This window comes from Enterococcus sp. E4-223, from assembly GCF_035727065.1.
Lineage (GTDB): Bacteria > Bacillota > Bacilli > Lactobacillales > Enterococcaceae > Enterococcus_B > Enterococcus_B faecium.
This window is the reverse complement of record NZ_JAPMLH010000007.1, coordinates 80,497-100,623: the sequence shown is the minus strand read 5'-3', so window position 1 is coordinate 100,623 and position 20,127 is coordinate 80,497. Positions and strand designations below refer to the sequence as shown.

Genomic DNA, 20,127 nt, shown 5'->3' with positions numbered 1-20,127 from the left:
ATGGATTTCCTCCTTATTCAAATGCTTGGGTAGCTTTTACTGCTTTTTTCCAACCGTTGTAAAGTTTTTCCCGGCGCTCTTCCTCCATTTGAACTTCAAATAGCTTACCAGCTTCATAAAATTCACGGATCTCATCTGTATCTTTCCAATAGCCGACAGCTAATCCTGCTAAAAATGCTGCCCCTAGCGCCGTTGTTTCCAAGTTTTCTGCTCGTTGGATCGGTACATTCAAGATATCTGTTTGGAATTGCATCAGATATTCATTATTTGCTGCACCGCCATCCACTTTCAATACAGGAATCTTGATTCCAGTGTCATCTTGCATCGTATCGATGATATCTCTCACTTGATAGGCAATCGACTGCAAAGTAGCTTTAATGATATCTTCTTTTGTCGTTCCACGTGTCAAACCAAACATAGCCCCTCGTGCTGCCTGATCCCAATAAGGAGCACCCAGTCCAACAAATGCAGGAACAACATAGACCTCATCTTCGCTTGTAGAGCGTTTCGCTGCGTCTTCTGAATCGCTAGCTTTTTGCAACATTTGAAGTCCATCTCTCAGCCATTGAATCGAAGAACCAGCCACAAAAATACTTCCTTCTAAAGCATAGTAAACCTTTCCATTTATGCCGTAACCAATTGTCGTCAATAAATTATTTTTGGATAATTGCGGTTTTTCACCGGTATTCATGACAATAAATGAACCTGTACCATAAGTATTCTTGACCATGCCTGGTTCGAATGCCATTTGTCCGAATAATGCGGCTTGCTGGTCTCCTGCCATCCCTGAAATTGGTGCTTCACTTCCATAAAAATGATAACCTTGCGTATAACCATAAACTTCTGAGTTAGAAGTGACTTTTGGTAACATCACTCGAGGAATATTTAGTAAATCTAAAATCTCCTGATCCCAATCTAGCTGATGGATATTGAACAACATCGTCCGGCTGGCATTCGAGTAATCAGTAACGTGCGCTTGCCCATCGGTCAGTTTCCATACTAACCACGAATCAATCGTTCCAAACATTAACTCGCCTTTTTCAGCGCGTTCTTGCGCACCTTCTACATGATCAAGAATCCAGCGAATCTTCGTTGCTGAGAAATAGGCATCGATCACTAGCCCTGTTTTTTCGTGGAAAAATTCTTGATAGCCTTCATTTTTTAAGTTATCTGCAATTCCAGCTGATTGTCTGGATTGCCAAACAACTGCATGATAGATTGGACGTCCTGTATCTTTTTCCCAGATTACTGTTGTTTCACGCTGGTTCGTTATGCCAATCCCAGCAATCTGATTTGGTTTGATCCCTGATTCGATGAACGCTCCGGCAATAACTGACTGTACAGAATTCCAGATTTCATTTGCATCATGTTCCACCCAACTTTCTTGCGGGAAATATTGCGTGAACTCTTTTTGAGAACTGCCGATGTGTCTTCCTTTCTTGTCAAAGATAATTGCTCGTGAGCTAGTTGTACCTTGGTCAATCGCCATGATATACGTTGATTCTGTCATTGTGATTCCCTCCATTATATGCAAACGCTTTCTTTAACTACTCTTATCATACTACTGTTTTAAAAAAAGAAACTGTCAAAATTTTATTCTTTTTTTCTTTTTTTGACAGTTTTTTATTATGAAGCTATTTTTTAATCAATTCTTTTCTTTTTTCAGCGTCTCTATTCTTCTTTTCAATCGAATAATGTCGTAAGGTGACGCAAATTCTGACAGATAATATTCACACTGTTTTTTGTTTCTCTGGCAAAATGTGATCACCAAATCATATTCTTTACCTTCTTCATAACTTCCAATCTCAATACCGCCGATTCCCCTCAGTTCTCTGATCAGATATTGTTGAAAAGCAATACGATAAATCGGCAGACTTTCTAAATCGATTCCAATCACTACTGGTTTTGCAATATAAAAATCGATCATCAAAAGAACATTGGCATACTGAATCATCAGGTAACTAAGCTCACTGTCTTCAGCTCTTTTCCTAGGCAATTGCTGCACCGCTGTTTCCTGTAATTTCGCCAGTAACTGTGTTAAGGAATGCCCGAGCATTTTCTGCTGCTGTTCCAAAAGCCGATCACGCTCATAGACTTCGATCTTTCCAACAAAGAAAAACCATTCATTGTTGATCTGGGAAATTTGGTAGCCTACTGCCTTTTCTTCTTTGATTTTCAAACGACGAGGACGATAATGCCATAACATCGTTTCCCGAATGTAAGTATCTAAAACAGCGGTTGGTAACTTTTTGCTCCGTGTCAAATCATACTGATAAAATATTTCTTCGTCTACTATCGAAAAAGAAACAAAAAAGCTGTAAAACATCATTGTTTCGTATACATTCAGTTCTGCTGCTGTTCGACTAAGATGCATCACGATGATTGGATCGATTGCTTGATAAAGCCGGTCCGACTGATAGAGTAATTTCTTTTCTTTCAAAGTTGCGTACGTACTTTTTTCATTCAATAGTCTTTTTTTCGTAATCCCGAGCCAGCAAGCAATCTGTGCTTCTGCTGATGCCGTAAACGTTGTTTCTAATACACGGTCCAATCCTAGAATGAACGGTCTTTTTTCTGGTGTATTTTGCAAAAAAAGCGGTCGCTGATCTTCCGGGACATATTGGAATAGTTCATAATAAAAATATCGTATCTGTAGCTCTTCTCCGTATAATTGACCGTTTTTGATTTGTAATCCAAATTCCTCTAAGAGCTGGTTCAATTCTTTGATCTTTCGAAAAACAGAAGACTCACTGATATTAAACGCTGTCGCTAATCGAACGATGGATACTTGCTGATGTTCTAATAAATAGACGAGCATCTTAAACTTCAAGCTTTCCTGCAATAAAAACAATAGAATTTTTTCCAAACTTACATCTTCGTCCAACACCAGCAGCGCCTGATACTCATTTCGCTGTACTTCTACTTTTTTTTCCATCATTCGGCCAATCAATTCAATATCTTCCAAATATTGATCAAACGAGGCTTTTGACAGTTGGACATGCTCTCTCAAACCATTGATAGAGGCTGTTCCTCCTTGCAGAACAAGGTTTCGCAAAATCAGGATCTGTAACTGCTCTTTTCTTTCTAATAATGCTTCAATCTTCATAGGCAGTATTCGCCACCTTTGACCACACCATATCTGGCACACGGTATTCTGGCTGGAAAAATAGCTCATGTTCTTCTAACTGTTCAAACGTCCATCCTTCTTCTACTGCAATTGTCAGTTGGTCAAGAAGGTGGAACATCTCTTTTTTGCTTTGGAGCTGTGCTCCAAGAATCTTTTTTTCAGAATCAAATAGAAATTTGAGTTTAACTTTGCTTTGATTTATTGCTGTAAGCTTGTAGTCTACGTATCCTGTTTCAATTTTTTGGGGATAAAAAATGCTCTCTTCTTCTGTCAAACCTACGCTTCCTAAGAAATAGCCAAACCACTGATTGCCGACTGGACGATAGGTTCCCTGATCCTTTGTCTGTGAGCCACTAATTGTCTTGCTGACATTTCGTGCTGTACGGACAGCGTTATTTACTAGAGAAACATACATTTTTTCATTTGTTGGACGAAAAGTTACTTGGATCGCATCGCCAATCGCATAAACGTCTTTTTGAGACGTTTGCAAGTAGTCATCTACCCAGATCGTTCCATCATCATTCAATGTTAATTGTTCTTCCCACATCTGATTGTCGGGGCGAGAATGATTAGCCAGCAAAACAAGATCATAGTTCTCCTTTCTTTTTTCCGTCTCTACAATAGCGGTTTCATTTTCGGTCAAAGACACAACTTGTTCTTCTAAAAAAAGTGAAAGCCCTTGATTTTTCATTTCCTTTACTAACGGTTCTGTCATTTCAGGATCTAGATAACGAAAAAGAATTGACTTTCGGCTTTCGTAAAGATGGATTTGTTTTTTTCTTGATGCCAAACCTTCAGCTATTTCGATTCCTGCTTGTCCTGCACCAATAATTGCAATTTTCTTTGCATTCATGATCTTTTGCTGAAGAGCCGTTACGTTTTGTATCTTTTTAACTGGGTGAATAAGCGTTGATTCTGCAGAAATATTTCGAAACTTTTGATTTGAACCAGTCGCTAGAATCAAACGATCAAAATCCAATTTTTTTCCTCCTGCTAAAACGACTTTTTTTTCTTTCAATCCTATTACTGTCTTTTCTGTGTAAACATGGATTCGATAGCGGTCAGTCAGTTCTTCTTTCGTGATCCAAGAAAGTTGTTTTTCACTGGTAACCTTTCCTTTTAATATCAAATTGAACCCGCTGGGAATCCATCCTAACTTCGATTGCTTTTCAATCAAATATATTTCACTTGTTGGCATCAATTGGCGAAGATAAATAGCCGCATGAATCCCTGCAAACGACCCGCCGACAATTACAATGTTCATCTGCATTCCTCTTTCTTATAAGGTGTTCTACTGCTAACTTCTCAATCAGAAAACACAGTATTCATAACTCGCTTTCAACCTTGTGATACATAGCGATGCAGCAGAATCAACCCTCTCCATCATACCGTGTTCTAGGTCTGCTTCTTAATAATATACTAGTGGACCTAATTGAAGAGTATCATTTCTGAAGAGATGTTTCAAAAAATGTACTCTTATAAAAGAAAAAAACTCGCCTTTTACGTACCTCTGTCCAAATAGGAAACAGAAAAGAACGAAAAGACGAGTTTTAGTGTGTGTAATGTAATAGTTAGAATAGACACATCATTTTTATGCTAACAATTTTTAATTCTTTAATGCTTCAACAACTGCTTCGCCTAATTGATGAGCAGATTGAGGATTTTGCCCTGTAAGAAGCCGCCCATCAATGTGAACCACTTCTGAAAAAGCTCCACCAGACTGATAGTTTGCTCCTTTTTCTTTCAAAGCATCTTCTGCTAAGAATGGTACTTCATTCGTTGTACCATTTGCTTCCTCTTCTTCATTACTGAACCCAGTCACCGTACGTCCAGCTAAAATAGATTTTCCAGACTCATCTGTAACTGGCAACAATCCTACAACACCGTGACAAACAGCTGAGACCAGCCCTTCATTTCGATAGATTTGTGAAGCGACTTTCCCAAGATCTATTGCTTCTGGAAAATCCCACATTGTTCCGTGGCCACCAGCATAATAAACCGCTGCATAATCATTTGCATCCACATCATCAGGACGTAAGGTATTTCCCAAGGCCCGATTTCTGAAATCTTCATCTTTATAATAGGCCCAATCGATTTCATCCATATTCAAAACACTTTGCGGTTCTAAAGGTACATATCCGCCTTTAGGACTGACAAAATCTGCATCGATCCCATTTTTTACTAATACATCATAAAAATGAGTCAGTTCACTTAACCACAAACCTGTAGGACGCTCGATCTTTTCGTACTTTTCTACATTTGTTAATACGATCAATACTTTCATTTTCCCATCCTCTTTCTATAAAAATTGCGTTATTGATAACGTGCTTTCAAGAAATTATATAATGGACTTGGCAAATAAAGCTCTTTATATGCTTCTTCGAAGGGTTTCGTTACAAATTCATCCTCACGGTTTTCCAATAATTTCTCTGCCCAGTCAGGATCGACGATCATTTGCTGTCCAATTGCTGCAAGTTCTGCATATTTCAATACCTGCTCTACATCTTCGCGATTGCGGATCCCACCGACACCAACTAAAGGGATCTTTCCTTGAATCGTGTTATGGACCACTTCAAGAATCGATTTATCGTTGTATTTATCAGAACGAGCTATTCGATCATACATATTTAATGAAACATGCAGATAATCTAGTTTTGACTCACGTAATCGTTCAAGAAGCCAGATCGTGTCTTCAAAACGGATACCTGGTGTTTCATATTCTTCTGGTGAGAAACGATACCCTACGATGAATGGTTTTTTAGCATATTGTTCAACCGCTGAGAAAACCGTTGTTAATAATTCTTCAATAAAACGATAACGACTTTCCAAGCTACCGCCCCATTGATCCTCTCGTCTATTCGAATGCGGAGAGAAAAATTGTTGAATCAAATACGTATTTGCTCCATGCAACTCGATTCCATCAAATCCTGATTCAATCGCTCTGCGTGTGGCTTCGCCAAATGCTTGGATTGTTTCTTTGATTTCATTTTCACTTAATGCTCGCGGTGTTTCTGCATCAGGTCGTTCCGCTGCAACTGCACTTGCAGATACAGGCTGTTCTCCTGATAGAGTAGCTCGACTAGTCATTCGTCCACCGTGGAAAATCTGAACAATCGCTTTTGCACCTTCTCCTTGGATTGCTTTAGCTAGTTCACTTAACCGAGGAATCATTTCATCGTGAGCGATGCTCAGTTCACCTGGCCAGCCTTTTCCGATATCTTGGACATTTGCAGCACCAGTAATAACAGCACCAAGTCCTTTAGAACGTTGTTTATAATAAGTGATCTCATCTTCGGTGATCACTCCATTGAAGAAGCTGAGTTGTGTCGTCATAGGCGACAGCATCAATCGGTTCTTCAATTGAACTCCTGAAGGTAAAGTAATTGATTGATCAAATTGTGACATTGTCATTCCTCCCATAATTCGCTCTGATTAACCTATCGAGAATCATCTATCATTAAACTACTCTGTTAGTTGCACATGCAACTAATTTGCTTAAAAAAATTTTTATTTTTTTTGTAACTTATCTGTTGCTTCATTCATTATCTCGGCTAATTCTTTACTTGCTTCATTTCCCAAGACTGCTTTGTACGACTGATGGAGTTCTTCCCAGCTACCATCGACTTCCTTAGTAAATTGGCGTCCTTGTTCTGTAAGATAAACTAATGACAAGCGACCTTCGCTAACTGTTTTGACGTATCCTTTATATTCTAATTTTTCAACAAAACGAGCAATCGTTGATGGAGCGGAATAGAGCATTTGTGCAATATCTTTTTGTGGTATTCCGTCTTTTTCTTTTAATATCAATAAAATAAAACCATAAGTTGGTGCCAGACCTGTCCTTCTAAACGCTTCATCAGCTAATTTATTCAACATGCGATCTAGCTTTTTCACGCTAAAGAAAAGACATTCATCTAACGCTTTTTCAATTGGCTTTTCCATTTCATCCCCTCCATTAGCGTACATATCATAGTATGATTTTTATTTTTTGTCAAAAAACTCGTAATAATGACCGCCTCCTCTGTCTAGATTTGAGAAAAAGAAGTAGCCATCTTCAAAGAAATTCGGCTTGTTTTCGACAAAACTCCTTCTGGAACACCGTGAATCAGAGGTTGTGAAAAAGTCGTTTAGTTTTGAGTATGAAGAAAAATTTTGTGAAAATGGCTTTCCACATTTTTGCATAAATTTGGCTTAATACCGAAAAACTGGCTTTTGAACACCGTTTATATCAGAGGTTGTGAAAAAGTCGTCCTGCATCAAGTAATAAGAACAGCCAAACAAAAATAGTTCCTCATATTTTGTCGTTTTTTGAGCTAATGCCGATGGTCAGCTGATTGTACACCGTTTATTGAGAGGTCGTGAGCCTGCCGTTGAACTCCGAGTCACAAGGAGCAATTTCAAAAAACAGCTTCTCATGTTTTATGACTATGGTGACTTGTGATCGAGGAGTTGGCAGGAGAATACTGTTTATTCGTAAAGAAGGAGCTGTGACAAGACTTTTGTCACAGTCCCTTATTTCCTTTTATTATAGGATTTCGCCATTTGATTGGATGACTTGTCTGTACCAATCAAATGATTTTTTCTTTAACCGTTTCTTTGTGCCATTCCCTTCGTCATCTTGATCAACATAGATATATCCATAACGTTTTGACATTTGTGAAGTAGAAGCGCTGACGATATCAATGCAGCCCCACGACGTATAACCAAATAAATCTACTCCATCTTCGATAGCTTCCTTCATCTGCTCAATATGCTGCTTCAAATAGTCAATGCGGTAATCGTCTTGAACGGTTCCATCTTCTTCTACTTTGTCTATAGCTCCGAGTCCGTTTTCAGCTATGAACAGTGGTTTTTGATACCTATCATATAATTGATTCAAAGCAATTCTCAAACCCTTAGGATCAATCTGCCAGCCCCATTCACTTGATGGAAGATACGGATTTTTAATTCCTCCAGTTATTAAGTTTCCTTGGACCCCTTCCAAATTTTCTGGATGAGCACTGACTGCACTAGACATGTAGTAGCTAAAAGAAACAAAATCAACAGGGTAGGCTGCTAAGATTTCTTCATCACCTACTTCTATTTTTAAGTTGACACCTTTTTCTTCAAACATTCGTTGCGTATACGCTGGATAATATCCTCTTGCTTGAACATCACTAAAGAACAAAGAAGTTCTTTGCTGCTCAATTGTTTTTTGAATATCATCCGGATCACAAGAATACGGAACAAGAAGCTGATAGCTGATCATACAACCGACTTGTGAACCTTTGATAATTTCATGACAAGCTTTTGTAGCTAAAGCACTTGCTATAAACTGATGGTGTGCACCTTGGTATTTCGCTTGTTCCAAATGGGGATGGTTTTCTTCAATTACTCCTACGCTAACAAAAGGGTGATGTTTTACACAGTTGATTTCATTGAAAGTCATCCAATATTTTACTTTATTTTTATAGCGTTTGAATACTGTTTCAGCGAAACGAACGTAAAACTGAATAAGCTTTCGATTAGGCCATCCACCATATTCTGTAACCAAATATAACGGCATTTCATAATGGGAAAGAGAAACGACTGGCTCAATCCCATATTTTAGACATTCGTCAAACACTTGATCATAAAAAAATAATCCCGCTTCATTGGGTGTTTCTTCATCACCATGAGGAAAAATTCTTGTCCATGCGATAGACATCCGATAGCATTTAAAACCCATTTCAGCAAATAAACGGATGTCTTCTTTAAAGTGATGATAGAAATCATTTCCGTGTCTTTTAGGATAATAATACTTGCTGTTGGGATCCTGCGCCGCTTTTACTTGCTGATGCGTCATCATATGCCATTGATCTGTCCATTTTTCTTTAGGTAAATCGCTGTCGAATGTATACACATCAGACACAGATAATCCTTTTTCATCTACATCCCATGCACCTTCACATTGATTGGCCGCTGTCGCTCCGCCCCATAAAAATCCTTCTGGAAATTTTTTCATATCGATCCCCCTAAACTTGCTAGTTTTCTCGTTTGATTATTTTTCTTATGACTAGTAATGATATTTTTGAATCTACTACTATTTGTAACAATAACCATTGTGGTCGGATCATATCCCTCTTTGATTAATTCTTGCAAATCTACTTCCATCAATAAATCGCCTTTACGTACTTTTTTTCCATCAGATACTGCACTTTGAAAGTATTTGCCATTTAAATTCACTGTATCAATACCGATATGGATCAGTATCTCTGCTCCTTCTTCACTGACTACCCCAATTGCATGTTTCGTTGGAAAAACTGTTGAAACTTCCCCATTTACAGGACTGTAGATTTTTCCGTCCGTTGGAATGATCGCAAACCCTTCTCCTAAAGATCCACTAGCAAATGTTGGATCGTTTACTTCAGATAAATCAATTATTTCACCTGCTGCAGGAGTACTTAACACTATATCCTTTGAGGATTCTTCTTCGATTTCATCCTTGTAGCCGAAAAGAAAAGTTAGCATACAGGAACTGATCATCGCTAAGAAATAACTAGCAACTAGCCAAACAAATCCTTCACCAATATAAATCGGGAAAGACAAAATACTTCTTGTAGCAACTGCCAAAGCACCGGCTCCTGCGGCACCAGCTACTCCACCAAATATAGCTCCACATATACAAGCAATGTAAAATGGTCTTTTATATTTAAGAGTCACACCATAAACAGCAGGTTCAGTGATTCCAAATAATGCTGTGATAAATGCAGATAAAGATAAACTTTTTACTTTCTTATTTTTCGTTTTCAAAAATACCCCAAGTACTGCTCCTGCTTGCGCAGCTACGGCAGTCATACATGCTGGACCTAGCGTATCACGACCGTAGAAAGAAAGATTGTTGGTCATTACTGGTACAAGTCCCCAATGTAACCCAAAAATCACTAACACTTGCCAAAATCCGCCGATAACAGCACCAGATAAAACAGGGCTAAAGTTATAAACAGCTAAATATCCAGCTGCAATCAGCTGACTTGCATAATCTGCAATTGGACCTACAACTAATAAAGTAATTGGGACCATCACGATGATACAAATGAATGGTGTCAATAGATTTCGAATACTTTCGTGCAAGCTTTTGCGAATCTTAGGCTCAATATAAGAAAGAACCCATACAGCTAAAATTGCTGGAATAACCGTACTTGTATACCTTGCTAGAATCACGGGCATCCCTAGAAATCGCAAGGTTATGCTATCACTATATGCACTGACAATCGTAGGATAAACGAGAGCTGCTGCAACAACCATAGCGATGAAACGATCTGTATTGAACTTTTTTGCAGCAGTATATGCCAAAAATATAGGCAAGAAATAGAAAAATGCATCAGCTGCTGCATTCAAAATGATATAAGTTCCTGATTCAGTAGTTAATAAATTCAAACTCGTACATAAGGCGAGTACTCCTTTGATCAAACCACTTCCTGCCAAGACGCCTAAAGTCGGGGCAAAAACAGCGGCGATCATGTCTATAAAAGAGTTTAAAATGCCTTTTTTCTCAGTTCCTCTCTTTCCACTAGATGCATCATCTTCTAGTTTCATTTGTTTGGATAATACGTCATACACTTCATTTACTGCATTTCCTACTACGACTTGAAACATTCCTCCAGCTTCGACTACAGTGATCACACCTTCTAGTTGCTCTACCTTCTCCTTATCTGCCTTCTTATTATCTTTTAGGGTAAAGCGTAACCTTGTTGCACAATGGTAAACATTGCTGACATTTTCTTCGCCTCCGACAAATCGGACAATATCTTTCGCTAATTGTGAATAGTCCATTTTTCCTTCCCCCTTGTTAATTAATGCCGTAGCAATCCTTCTTACAAGATAAGTATAGTTCTTAGAAAACGGTTTCTCCATTCAATTAGTACCCCTTCTAATAGCGAACGAAACTGTACAACAGTGTGTATGGTTTACTTAGCCGAGCAAATCACTCACTGCTTGAAAGAAAACAAGTATATCGTTTCTCTTATAGTCAAAGGAGACAAAAAAAACACGCTTGATCTTCCTTTGCTGATATATAAGTGGTATCTCAAGCTGATACTCTGTGATTTTTGTTTCTACTTGGCTTTTGATAAGACAGCACAACAAAGTCTCAGCATTTAACGGAAGCATAACTAGGTCAGAACTAGGAGAGATTAGTTGCTGAATGGAATCTATCTTTTTATGGATTTTTATTTGATTTTCTTCTTTGTAGTAATGATCAAGCAGTTTTGTTTTCTTTTTTTCTTCAACTATGGTCAGCTTTTCACGCAAAATCTGATAAATCTCCGAAGATTCAAACTCATCTAAAACACTAGGTAGATAAATCAAATCATCCCACTCAAAAATAAGCTCTTGCTCAGTAGTCAAAATTGCATCATATTCCGTTATTTTGTTTGATTGATTTTTGAAAAGATACACTGGTTCTATCTGGCATTCTTTGATCCACATGTTCATACTTTGTTGAATCTGTTTTTTTAGTGTATTCAAAATACTAATTGGCTGGTTACTAACAATCAGTATCTCCCCTTGTTTTCGAAAAGGATTCAACGCTTCGGCAAGATACAAAACCAAATAAGCGCTTTCAGCTAAGTTGGGACGTAATTGAAAATGTATTGGGAAGAAACGCCGAATTAAATAAATTTCTAAAGGATAACGTGAGATGATCTTTTGTACAAAATGATTCATGGTATTATGTCCGGCATCCATCCTCGTTTTCATTTGTTTGATATGGGTTAGCAAAAATTCTGTTTCATGGAACAATAACGAAACAGGAAGATCTAAAAAACGAATAATCGTTTGCTCAAATGCTCTTAGATTCTTCTCTATTTCTTTGTTTTTTTCATCATTGATCATCAAATAATTTAACTCTAATAGTCGATTTTCAATTGCTTGTTTTTCTTGATTGGAAAAAGAATAGGGTAGTTCTGATGATAACTTTTTTGTGAGGGTCTCTACCATCGGAATAAATAATGTATACCTGTTTGTTTTTTCTAAAAGTTCTTCTCTTCGAAGAATGGTCAAAACGAGATACCGAGAAAATCGTATGAAGTCCTCTCCTGAAACAATATAATTATATGATATAAGAACCTCTTTTAATGTCTTTTGGACAGTCGGCATGATATTGGAAAAAATTGTACTGATTTGTTGAGGCAACCTTGCGTGTTGGATCACTGTTTCTGTTCCAACAAGAGATAAGAAAATTCTTTTTGAATTTTCTTCAGCAATGATTTTTAGTCCTTTTTTCGACGAAACTTCCAGTTCTAATTTAGGATTGCGCTCGATCCAACGCAAAATCGTTTTTATTTGTAATGATACGGCTGTTTTTGAAAGAAAGAAAATGTCTGCTATCTTTTGCATACTGACATACCCTTTTTGAAACAATAAGTACGTCACAATAGTTGAAGCTCGGAAATCCATGCTGGAATAGATTTTATGTTTCGTCACCTCTTGTATGATTTGCTGTTTAGTTTCAGATTCAATTGATTCTAAAAAATAACCTGAACGTTTATTTGACTGGATAATGATTTTCTTCTCGTAGATAGCAAGCATATTTTTGATTTCAGTTTGGATCGTTTTCTTGTTGGTACCTAAAGCTTCAGCTAATTCTTCGCTTGTTATCCAATGATTCTTATTTCTTAATACTACAAGAATTTGGAGTTGTCGTTTATTTAAGTCCATTTGCTTACACCTCCTCTTTGTTATAAACATACAGGAAAAACCTCTCAAATGACAATAGTCACTTGCAGAGGTTTAAAAATCATTTGAAGAAAGATCTATATTCAAGGTTTTTACCATTAGACTGGATAATTTGTTTATAATATTCAAAACTATCTTTTTTCAATCTCCTAAAGCTTCCGCTCCCATCATTTTGTCTATCCACATAAATAAAGCCATATCGCTTCCTCATTTCCCCTGTTCCTGCCGATACGATATCGATTGGTCCCCACCATAAGTAACCAATGATTTGGCAACCATCTTTTATTGCCTCAGCAATTTCCTGAAGATGTATTTTTAGATACTCACAACGTTTTGGATCGTGGATTCGATTCAATTCATCTGGTGCTTCATCTAGTCCAATGCCATTTTCAACTATGAATAATGGTAATTCATAACGGTCTGTCAATTCATTCATGACATAACGAAACCCTAGAGGATCAATTGGCCAACTCCAAGGTTCGGGAGATTTTTCCTTCAAAAAGGGATTATCGAAACCATTTGCTCCGCCAGTATCTACGCGCATTTCTGCTTCTTTTTTATAGACAGCGCTACGATAATAACTAAATGCAATATAATCTGCCGTGTTAGCTTGCAAGCACTGTTCGTCTCCATCTAACATTACTGGTGCACAGTCTTCTTCCTTCCATGTCCTGTAAATATAAGCTGGATAATGCCCTCGGCACATGACATCGGAGAAAAACCATGAATTGCGTTTGAATTGCAGTGAACCAAATACATTCTCTGGATCACAGTCATATGCATAAGTCGCTAATGCAGAAAAGCTACACATAATACCCATCTTAGCATTTGGATCGATTTTCTTTAATAATTGAGTAGCACGGGCGTTCGCTAGAAACATATGATGACAGGCTTGATAAATCTCTTTTTTTGTTAGTGTAGCAATGGGTTCAAGTTTATCTCTAGCAGGGAATGTAACCAATCCAGCAGCTGCATAAGGCATACGAAAAGCATTATTGATCTCATTAAAGGTCATCCAATATTTCACTTTCCCTTGGTAGCGTTCAAAGACGGTCTGCGCATAAAATTCAAAAAAGTCGATTAATTTTCGATTTTGCCACCCCCCATACTCTCCTACCAATGCTAAGGGGGTTTCATAATGACTAAGAGTAATTACTGGCTCGATATCATATCGATTTAATGTATTGATTAGTCTGTCATAAAATACGAGACCAGCCTCATTTGGCTTCTGTTCGTCTCCTCTTGGAAATATTCGTGCCCATGAGATGCTTGTTCGAAAAGCTTTTAAACCTAACTCCTTCAGTAAACGAATATCCTCTTCAAATCGATGATAAAAATCAATCGCTTCATGAGAAAGATAATGGAGTGATTCGTCTAAAGCAATCTCCCAAATCTTTTTTTCTTCATTCCACTGAATACTAGGATGCTGGTTCATGATCCCGATAAGCGTATCTGTCACATTAGGTAATTTGCCGTCTTCCAGCCATGCACCTTCACATTGATTAGCAGCTACTGCTCCGCCCCATAAAAAATTTTCTGGAAATATTTCCTGATCCATAACTATCTCTCCTCGCTATCAACAATTTCTTACTTGAAGTATAGCTCGATTCATCAAAACAAGATATTCTAACTATTTCGGCAGAAGAGAAGAAAAAAATTGAATGCTACTCTTCATTTTTAATATTTATATATAACAAATACATAAGACGATCCCCGAAAGAAAACACTCGTTAACCATCTAAGCAAACGATTTATTTTACTTCCAACACAAATGCTTCATAAGGTCGTAACTCGACTTTGCCGTCTGGTAACTGTTTCAGAGGATAATTTGACACAATAATCCTTAAAGCTTCACGTGGAACAGTGAACACCTGTTTTTCACTGGACATATTGCAAACAACGAGCCATCGCTGGTCTTCATATATGCGAGAATAGGCAAAGACATGCTCAGGCGTCTTTTCCACTAATTCATAGTCTCCCCAGACGATGATGTCATGTTTTCTACGCAAATCGATCAATTTCTTGTACATATAAAAAACAGAATCTTGATCTGCTAACGCTTCTTCTGCATTGATTTCTTTATAATTTGGGTTGACTCGAAGCCATGGAATTCCAGTAGTAAACCCAGCATATTCACGGGCGTTCCATTGCATAGGCGTCCTAGCATTGTCTCTTCCTTTCGCATTGATTGATTCCAAGATTTCCTCTTTTGTAAATCCAGAAGAAATCCTTTCGTTATACATATTGATTGTCTCAATATCTTTTGCTTCCGCGATATCATCGATTGGGCAATTCGTCATGCCTAACTCTTCTCCTTGATAGATATAAGGGGTGCCTTTCATCATATGGAGCAAGATAGCAAACATCTTGGCACTTTCTTTTCGATACACATCGTCATTTCCCCAACGAGAAACAATTCGCGGAAGATCGTGATTATTCCAAAATAAACTATTCCATCCTTCATCACCTAAAGATGTTTGCCATTTGGATAATACTTTTTTCAGTTCAGAGATACTCAAGGGTTTCAAATCCCATTTGTCTTTGCCTTCTTGCTGATCTAATCCTATGTGTTCGAATTGGAAGACCATGGATAATTCATTTCTTTTAGGATTGGAATAAAGTTTAGCGATTTCGGTAGTTGCTCCCCATGTTTCGCCAACAGTCATCAGATTTTTGTCACCAAAAGTTGCTTGATTCATTTCCTGAAGATACTCATGCAGTTTAGGTCCATTACTTGTGATTTCTTTATCCGGTTCTTTGCCAATCATATCGATCACGTCCATACGAAAGCCACCAATACCTTTATCGATCCAGAAATTCATCATTTGATAAATCTCTTGGCGAACCTGTTTATTTTTCCAATTCAAATCAGGTTGACGCTTGCTATACAAGTGCAGAAAATATTGCCCCGTTTTTTCATCCAACTGCCAAGCAGAACCACTGAATATTGAGCGCAATCTATTAGGCTCTTTTCCATTGACCGGATCACGCCAAATATAATAGTCCCGATAAGGATTTTCTTTATTTTTACGGGCCTCAATGAACCACGGATGTTCATCAGAAGTATGATTCACCACCAGATCCATGATGATACGGATATTTCTTTTCTTTGCTTCTTCAATCAGTTCTTCCATTTCTTCCATCGTACCGAATTCTGCCATGATTGCTTGATAATTACTGATATCATACCCATTGTCATCATTTGGAGACTCGTATACTGGAGAAAGCCAAATTGCATCAATACCTAAATACGCCAGATAATCCAACCTGGAAATAATCCCCCGCAAATCTCCAATACCATCTTGATTTGAATCTTGAAAACTTCTTGGATAGATTTGATAAACAACTGAATGGTGCCACCATTTTTGTTCCATGATTTTCCTCCTATAAATGGATGTTTCTATTTTTTGCTTAATCATTTATTTTAGTCTCTCTCACTAAAAATTGTAACGCTTTCAAATAGCTATTGCACCTTGTTATCGGTAACAGAATAAAACAAAAAAACAGCTGAGGAAATTCCCTCAACTGTTTTTTGAAAGGATTGATTTATGCAGGGAAGAATGCTGATTTCACAACTTCTTTATAAACGGTGTTCACTCAGCTGTCCCTCGGTATTAGCTCAAAAAACGGCAAAATATAAGAAACTATTTTTTCGTTTTTTTCTCTAATACTCAGGCCAGAACGCTGATTTCACAACCTCTTTATTTCACATTCAATATCCACATGAATCCCACGAATACAAAGAACAGACCATACATGATTGGAGATACTTCTTTTCCTCTTTTAGCTGCTAACATGGTAATTGGATAGAAGATAAAACCTAATGCAATCCCATCTGAAATACTATAAGTCAAAGGCATACCGATCAAGATCAAGAATGAAGGGATCGCAATCTCTAAGTTTCCCCATTCGATTTGTCGCAAAGATTGTGCCATCAATACTCCTACCATAATCAATGCTGGTGCAGTTACTTGTGAAGTAACAACTGATAGTAATGGAGAAAAGAACAAGCCTAACAAGAAGAAAATCCCTGTAGTAATAGCTGTGATACCTGAACGTCCTCCAACGGCGATACCAGCTGATGATTCTACAAATGCACCAACAGGAGAAGTACCTAATAAGGAACCCGCAAGCATAGCTGTTGAGTCAGAAGCTAAAGCTTTCCCTACACGAGGCATCTTGTTGTCTTTCATGAAACCTGCTTGGTTTGCTAATCCAACTAAAGTTCCTGCTGTATCAAAGAAAGTCACAAGCAAGAATGTCAGCACTACGACCCACATTTGAAGAGAATTGATGTCCCCTACATGTTTTAATGCAACTAAAAATGTTGGTTTCAAACTTGGTGCTGCGGCAACAATTTCAGAAGGCATTGGAATCAAACCTGTGACCAGACCTAAAATCGTTGTAGCTGCCATCCCGATGAAGATGCCACCTGGTACACGCCGAACAAGCAAGATAGCAGTTACGACTAATCCAAAAATCGTCAACCAAGTAGAACCAACGTTGAGTGATCCTAATCCTACTAATGTAGATTCATTCGAAACGATGATCCCACCTTCGCTCAGACCAAGGAAAGCGATAAATAGACCGATACCGCCAGAAATCGCATATTTCAAATCTGCTGGGATCGCATCAATGATCATTTCCCGCAGTTTGAAGATTGTGATCAAAATAAAAATCAAAGAAGCAACGAATACGCCGGCTAATGCTGTTTCCCATGGAATCCCCATTCCTAAACAAACAGAATAAGCAAAAAAAGCATTGATCCCAAGAGCAGGTGCCGTTCCAATTGGATAACGGGCTAATACCCCCATTAAAATACAGCCGATCGCACTGGCTAATGCAGTCGCAGTAAACACTGCTCCTTCATCCATTCCAGAAGCACCTAATACAGTTGGATTTACAAATAAGATATAAGCCATTGAGATAAATGTTGTAAATCCTGCCAGTACCTCACGTTTTACCGTGGTGTTCAATTTTTCTATTTCGAAGTAGGAAAGTATTTTTTCCTTCATCTTCCATCCCCCTAAATCCGAACATTATAAATAAAGTCCGTTAAAATTTCGATTTATTAATAAAACAACGTGTTTTATCATATACTAAAACAAAACATAAGTAAACAAAAAATTCGGATTTTAAGCAAAATCCGAACGTTCCATCTGATTAAATCCCTTTATCTCAAAGTTCATGAACATTCACTTTGGATTACAAGAATTTCTTTATTGTGTTAATAAAGTTTCTTCATTCTAGTCTCAAAAATCAATAGTGTGATTTGATTTTACCATTTCGTTTCTGTTCTTCTTTGATGAATTCTTTTGTATCGACAGGATTCAGATTATTTAGTCCGCCAAAACCTGTATCGACCATTTTTCCCCAGCCTTTTGTCTTCTTTTTTCCTGATTTGAGATTCTTTGCTCGAAGCTTCTCACTATGTTTTGCTCGCCGATACTTCAAATAACCTTCTAATCTTCCCATTAGATCCACTGTTTTTCCTCCTTTTTATTCAATCAGACGACTCAGCTTTTCCTATAACAAAATAATTGCCTTCAGGGTCCGAAAAATTGAAAGTCAAGACGCCATTGTTGTCTGTGATTTCTCCTGGTTCTTCCATGTTCTCGTAGATAGTTTCAAATTCATCCGTAAAAAATACTAAAGAAGGCGGTGGTCCTAATACCTCTGGTGAAAACTTCTGCACAAATACTTTTGGGAATACGCCTAATTCTAATTCTTTTGAGATGCTGAGTACAATACTCTTAAATTCTTCTGGCAATTCGATTGTTTCAGAAATTTCTGCACCAATTTTTTCTACAAAGAATCGGCAAATCATCTCTACGTCATTGACATAAAGCATCACACGTGTTTTTTGTATCATCGTTTGACCCTTCTTTCTATTTGATTTTCTTTCCTGTCTATAAACTGATTCCATTATATCACGAAAGCGCAAACACCTTGTGTTTGATACTATTCAAGAAAAATAAAGCAATAGTTACTAGGATTGCTTTCCTCCACAAACTTTTTTTACAAAAAAAAACGGCAATGAATGCCGCTCTTCTTTTTTCGATTCTTTTATAATTCTGCTTCTGATTCATCTTTGGTTAGTGTGTGTCTAACACTAGTTACGCCAAATGTTTGATCGATTTTTTCCTTCAACGCTTCGATTGCCTGTGCGCCACGTGCCGCTTGTTCAGCATTGATGGATTCAATGACCAGCACCGCTGCTTGTGTTTCTTCCGTCAGCATCGTTCTTTGGGCTTCACGCCAGTTGAGACAGCGACAGATCGCTCCTTGTTCATCATAGTAGATGATTTCTTCCGGAAGTGCCGGAGCATCGGAATCTGCACCTAAAGGCAGGAATGATTCGCCACCTTGGGCTTTTCCTAAATGCAGATTTCCTGCGATCTTTTCGATATCTTCTCCGCCGCAAGGTACGCCAAAAGACAAGGAAATACTATTATAGATATCTACAAGCGGATTGATTGGGAAAAATTCCCGTTCTTGATTTGCACGTTTCAGTAAAGCTTCAATAGAAGAACGTGCACCTTTTTTAGTCTTGAATGTGGTAAATGCCTGACGCCACTGAGCAATGACTTCGTTTTGGCTGAATGTTTCTTCTGTAAGGTAATTTCTTGCTTCTTTTGCTGCCTCATTCAATAATTGATGATACGTTTCTTCACTTTCTTTTGTTACGTGGTTATCGATACCATTTACGGATAAGATTTCGATGGTTGCTTCAGGAAATACTTCCCAGAAATTGGTATCCACTATTACTTTTTTCATATGTTCACACCTCTTGATTAGAATAATTGCTTGATGAATAGATAGTCTGTTTGGGGATCATCTCCCATATAAAAAACATGTTCGCTGTATTTGATAAATCCTTTTTTACGATAAAAAGCGAGCGCAACATCGTTGTGTTCCCAAACACCGAGCCAAATGGCTGTTTTTTGCTTTTCTTTTGCTTTTTCAATAGCTGTATCTAGTAAAAATGTACCGATACCTTGATGTTTAAATTTTTTTCGTACATAGATTCGCTCGATTTCTAAAAAATGATCAGCCATTTCCTCAGATTGACTCGTTCCTGTATTTAGTTTCAGGTAACCCGCAGGCTCTTGATCGATACTCACTAGGAAAAAATCGGTTTCTTTATCTTTTAGCTCTTCTGTAAGTTTTTCTGGCGCATAAGCTTGTGTCAAGTAATCAGCTAAATGCTCCGGTGAATTATCTTTTCCAAATGTATCTGTAAATGTTTCGATACTGATTTGTTGTAGTAAGTCTACATCTGAAGGCGTCATTTTTCGAATTTC

General features: G+C 37.8%; 16 protein-coding genes. All 16 read right to left on the bottom strand.

Features of this window, described 5'->3' with window-relative positions; genetic code table 11:
- Nucleotides 1–13: 13 nt before the first annotated feature.
- On the bottom strand, nt 14–1,510 hold the full coding sequence (gene glpK / locus OS139_RS10470; protein WP_002294668.1) for a glycerol kinase GlpK: 1,497 nt from the start codon (nt 1,508–1,510) through the stop codon (nt 14–16).
- A gap of 135 nt (nt 1,511–1,645) precedes the next feature.
- Complete coding sequence (locus OS139_RS10465) at nt 1,646–3,106, bottom strand: helix-turn-helix domain-containing protein (protein ID WP_002331940.1); 1,461 nt, start codon at nt 3,104–3,106, stop codon at nt 1,646–1,648.
- Complete coding sequence (locus OS139_RS10460; protein WP_002294670.1) at nt 3,096–4,391, bottom strand: NAD(P)/FAD-dependent oxidoreductase; 1,296 nt, start codon at nt 4,389–4,391, stop codon at nt 3,096–3,098. The genes OS139_RS10465 and OS139_RS10460 overlap by 11 nt, the downstream gene beginning before the upstream one ends.
- 342 nt (nt 4,392–4,733) lie before the next feature.
- Nucleotides 4,734–5,411, bottom strand: a complete 678-nt coding sequence (locus OS139_RS10455) for a type 1 glutamine amidotransferase domain-containing protein (RefSeq protein ID WP_002319529.1) — start codon at nt 5,409–5,411, stop codon at nt 4,734–4,736.
- A 29-nt stretch (nt 5,412–5,440) separates the two neighbouring features.
- Nucleotides 5,441–6,532: an NADH-dependent flavin oxidoreductase gene (locus OS139_RS10450; protein WP_002328304.1), complete on the bottom strand. Its 1,092-nt coding sequence runs from the start codon at nt 6,530–6,532 to the stop codon at nt 5,441–5,443.
- Nucleotides 6,533–6,634: 102 nt separating this feature from the next.
- The gene (locus OS139_RS10445; RefSeq protein ID WP_002328305.1) at nt 6,635–7,069 is read right to left on the bottom strand and encodes a MarR family winged helix-turn-helix transcriptional regulator; all 435 of its coding nucleotides are present in this window, start codon (nt 7,067–7,069) and stop codon (nt 6,635–6,637) included.
- Between the two features lie 583 nt (nt 7,070–7,652).
- Nucleotides 7,653–9,110, bottom strand: a complete 1,458-nt coding sequence (locus tag OS139_RS10440) for a glycoside hydrolase family 1 protein (protein ID WP_002300024.1) — start codon at nt 9,108–9,110, stop codon at nt 7,653–7,655.
- On the bottom strand, nt 9,107–11,002 hold the full coding sequence (locus OS139_RS10435) for a beta-glucoside-specific PTS transporter subunit IIABC (protein WP_002331941.1): 1,896 nt from the start codon (nt 11,000–11,002) through the stop codon (nt 9,107–9,109). Before OS139_RS10435 ends, OS139_RS10440 begins: the two co-directional genes overlap by 4 nt.
- A 57-nt stretch (nt 11,003–11,059) precedes the next feature.
- The gene (locus OS139_RS10430; RefSeq protein WP_033655708.1) at nt 11,060–12,835 is read right to left on the bottom strand and encodes an HTH domain-containing protein; all 1,776 of its coding nucleotides are present in this window, start codon (nt 12,833–12,835) and stop codon (nt 11,060–11,062) included.
- 49 nt (nt 12,836–12,884) lie between these two features.
- Nucleotides 12,885–14,381, bottom strand: coding sequence for a glycoside hydrolase family 1 protein (locus tag OS139_RS10425; RefSeq protein WP_002298167.1), 1,497 nt, complete (start codon nt 14,379–14,381; stop codon nt 12,885–12,887).
- 193 nt (nt 14,382–14,574) lie between these two features.
- Entirely contained in the window at nt 14,575–16,197 is a 1,623-nt protein-coding gene (locus tag OS139_RS10420; RefSeq protein WP_002331943.1) for a glycoside hydrolase family 13 protein, read from the bottom strand.
- 327 nt (nt 16,198–16,524) lie between these two features.
- Nucleotides 16,525–17,838, bottom strand: a complete 1,314-nt coding sequence (locus OS139_RS10415; RefSeq protein ID WP_002328310.1) for an NCS2 family permease — start codon at nt 17,836–17,838, stop codon at nt 16,525–16,527.
- A 244-nt stretch (nt 17,839–18,082) separates the two neighbouring features.
- Nucleotides 18,083–18,307 (bottom strand): hypothetical protein, encoded by a 225-nt coding sequence (locus OS139_RS10410; RefSeq protein ID WP_002294687.1) that lies wholly within the window; start codon nt 18,305–18,307, stop codon nt 18,083–18,085.
- Nucleotides 18,308–18,326: 19 nt separating this feature from the next.
- The gene (locus OS139_RS10405; protein ID WP_002349820.1) at nt 18,327–18,749 is read right to left on the bottom strand and encodes a VOC family protein; all 423 of its coding nucleotides are present in this window, start codon (nt 18,747–18,749) and stop codon (nt 18,327–18,329) included.
- Nucleotides 18,750–18,889: 140 nt separating this feature from the next.
- Nucleotides 18,890–19,600, bottom strand: a complete 711-nt coding sequence (locus OS139_RS10400; protein WP_002296773.1) for a B3/B4 domain-containing protein — start codon at nt 19,598–19,600, stop codon at nt 18,890–18,892.
- A gap of 17 nt (nt 19,601–19,617) precedes the next feature.
- Complete coding sequence (locus OS139_RS10395) at nt 19,618–20,115, bottom strand: GNAT family N-acetyltransferase (protein WP_016628192.1); 498 nt, start codon at nt 20,113–20,115, stop codon at nt 19,618–19,620.
- Between the last annotated feature and the right edge of the window lie 12 nt (nt 20,116–20,127).

Coding starts and splice junctions, on each gene's coding strand:
- OS139_RS10395 (WP_016628192.1), bottom strand. CDS start 20,115: ATGACGCCTTCAGATGTAGACTTACTACAACAAATCAGTATCGAAACA.
- glpK (WP_002294668.1), bottom strand. CDS start 1,510: ATGACAGAATCAACGTATATCATGGCGATTGACCAAGGTACAACTAGC.
- OS139_RS10435 (WP_002331941.1), bottom strand. CDS start 11,002: ATGGAGAAACCGTTTTCTAAGAACTATACTTATCTTGTAAGAAGGATT.
- OS139_RS10405 (WP_002349820.1), bottom strand. CDS start 18,749: ATGGAATCAGTTTATAGACAGGAAAGAAAATCAAATAGAAAGAAGGGT.
- OS139_RS10415 (WP_002328310.1), bottom strand. CDS start 17,838: ATGAAGGAAAAAATACTTTCCTACTTCGAAATAGAAAAATTGAACACC.
- OS139_RS10420 (WP_002331943.1), bottom strand. CDS start 16,197: ATGGAACAAAAATGGTGGCACCATTCAGTTGTTTATCAAATCTATCCA.
- OS139_RS10445 (WP_002328305.1), bottom strand. CDS start 7,069: ATGGAAAAGCCAATTGAAAAAGCGTTAGATGAATGTCTTTTCTTTAGC.
- OS139_RS10400 (WP_002296773.1), bottom strand. CDS start 19,600: ATGAAAAAAGTAATAGTGGATACCAATTTCTGGGAAGTATTTCCTGAA.
- OS139_RS10455 (WP_002319529.1), bottom strand. CDS start 5,411: ATGAAAGTATTGATCGTATTAACAAATGTAGAAAAGTACGAAAAGATC.
- OS139_RS10460 (WP_002294670.1), bottom strand. CDS start 4,391: ATGAACATTGTAATTGTCGGCGGGTCGTTTGCAGGGATTCATGCGGCT.
- OS139_RS10465 (WP_002331940.1), bottom strand. CDS start 3,106: ATGAAGATTGAAGCATTATTAGAAAGAAAAGAGCAGTTACAGATCCTG.
- OS139_RS10430 (WP_033655708.1), bottom strand. CDS start 12,835: ATGTTTATAACAAAGAGGAGGTGTAAGCAAATGGACTTAAATAAACGA.
- OS139_RS10440 (WP_002300024.1), bottom strand. CDS start 9,110: ATGAAAAAATTTCCAGAAGGATTTTTATGGGGCGGAGCGACAGCGGCC.
- OS139_RS10450 (WP_002328304.1), bottom strand. CDS start 6,532: ATGTCACAATTTGATCAATCAATTACTTTACCTTCAGGAGTTCAATTG.
- OS139_RS10425 (WP_002298167.1), bottom strand. CDS start 14,381: ATGGATCAGGAAATATTTCCAGAAAATTTTTTATGGGGCGGAGCAGTA.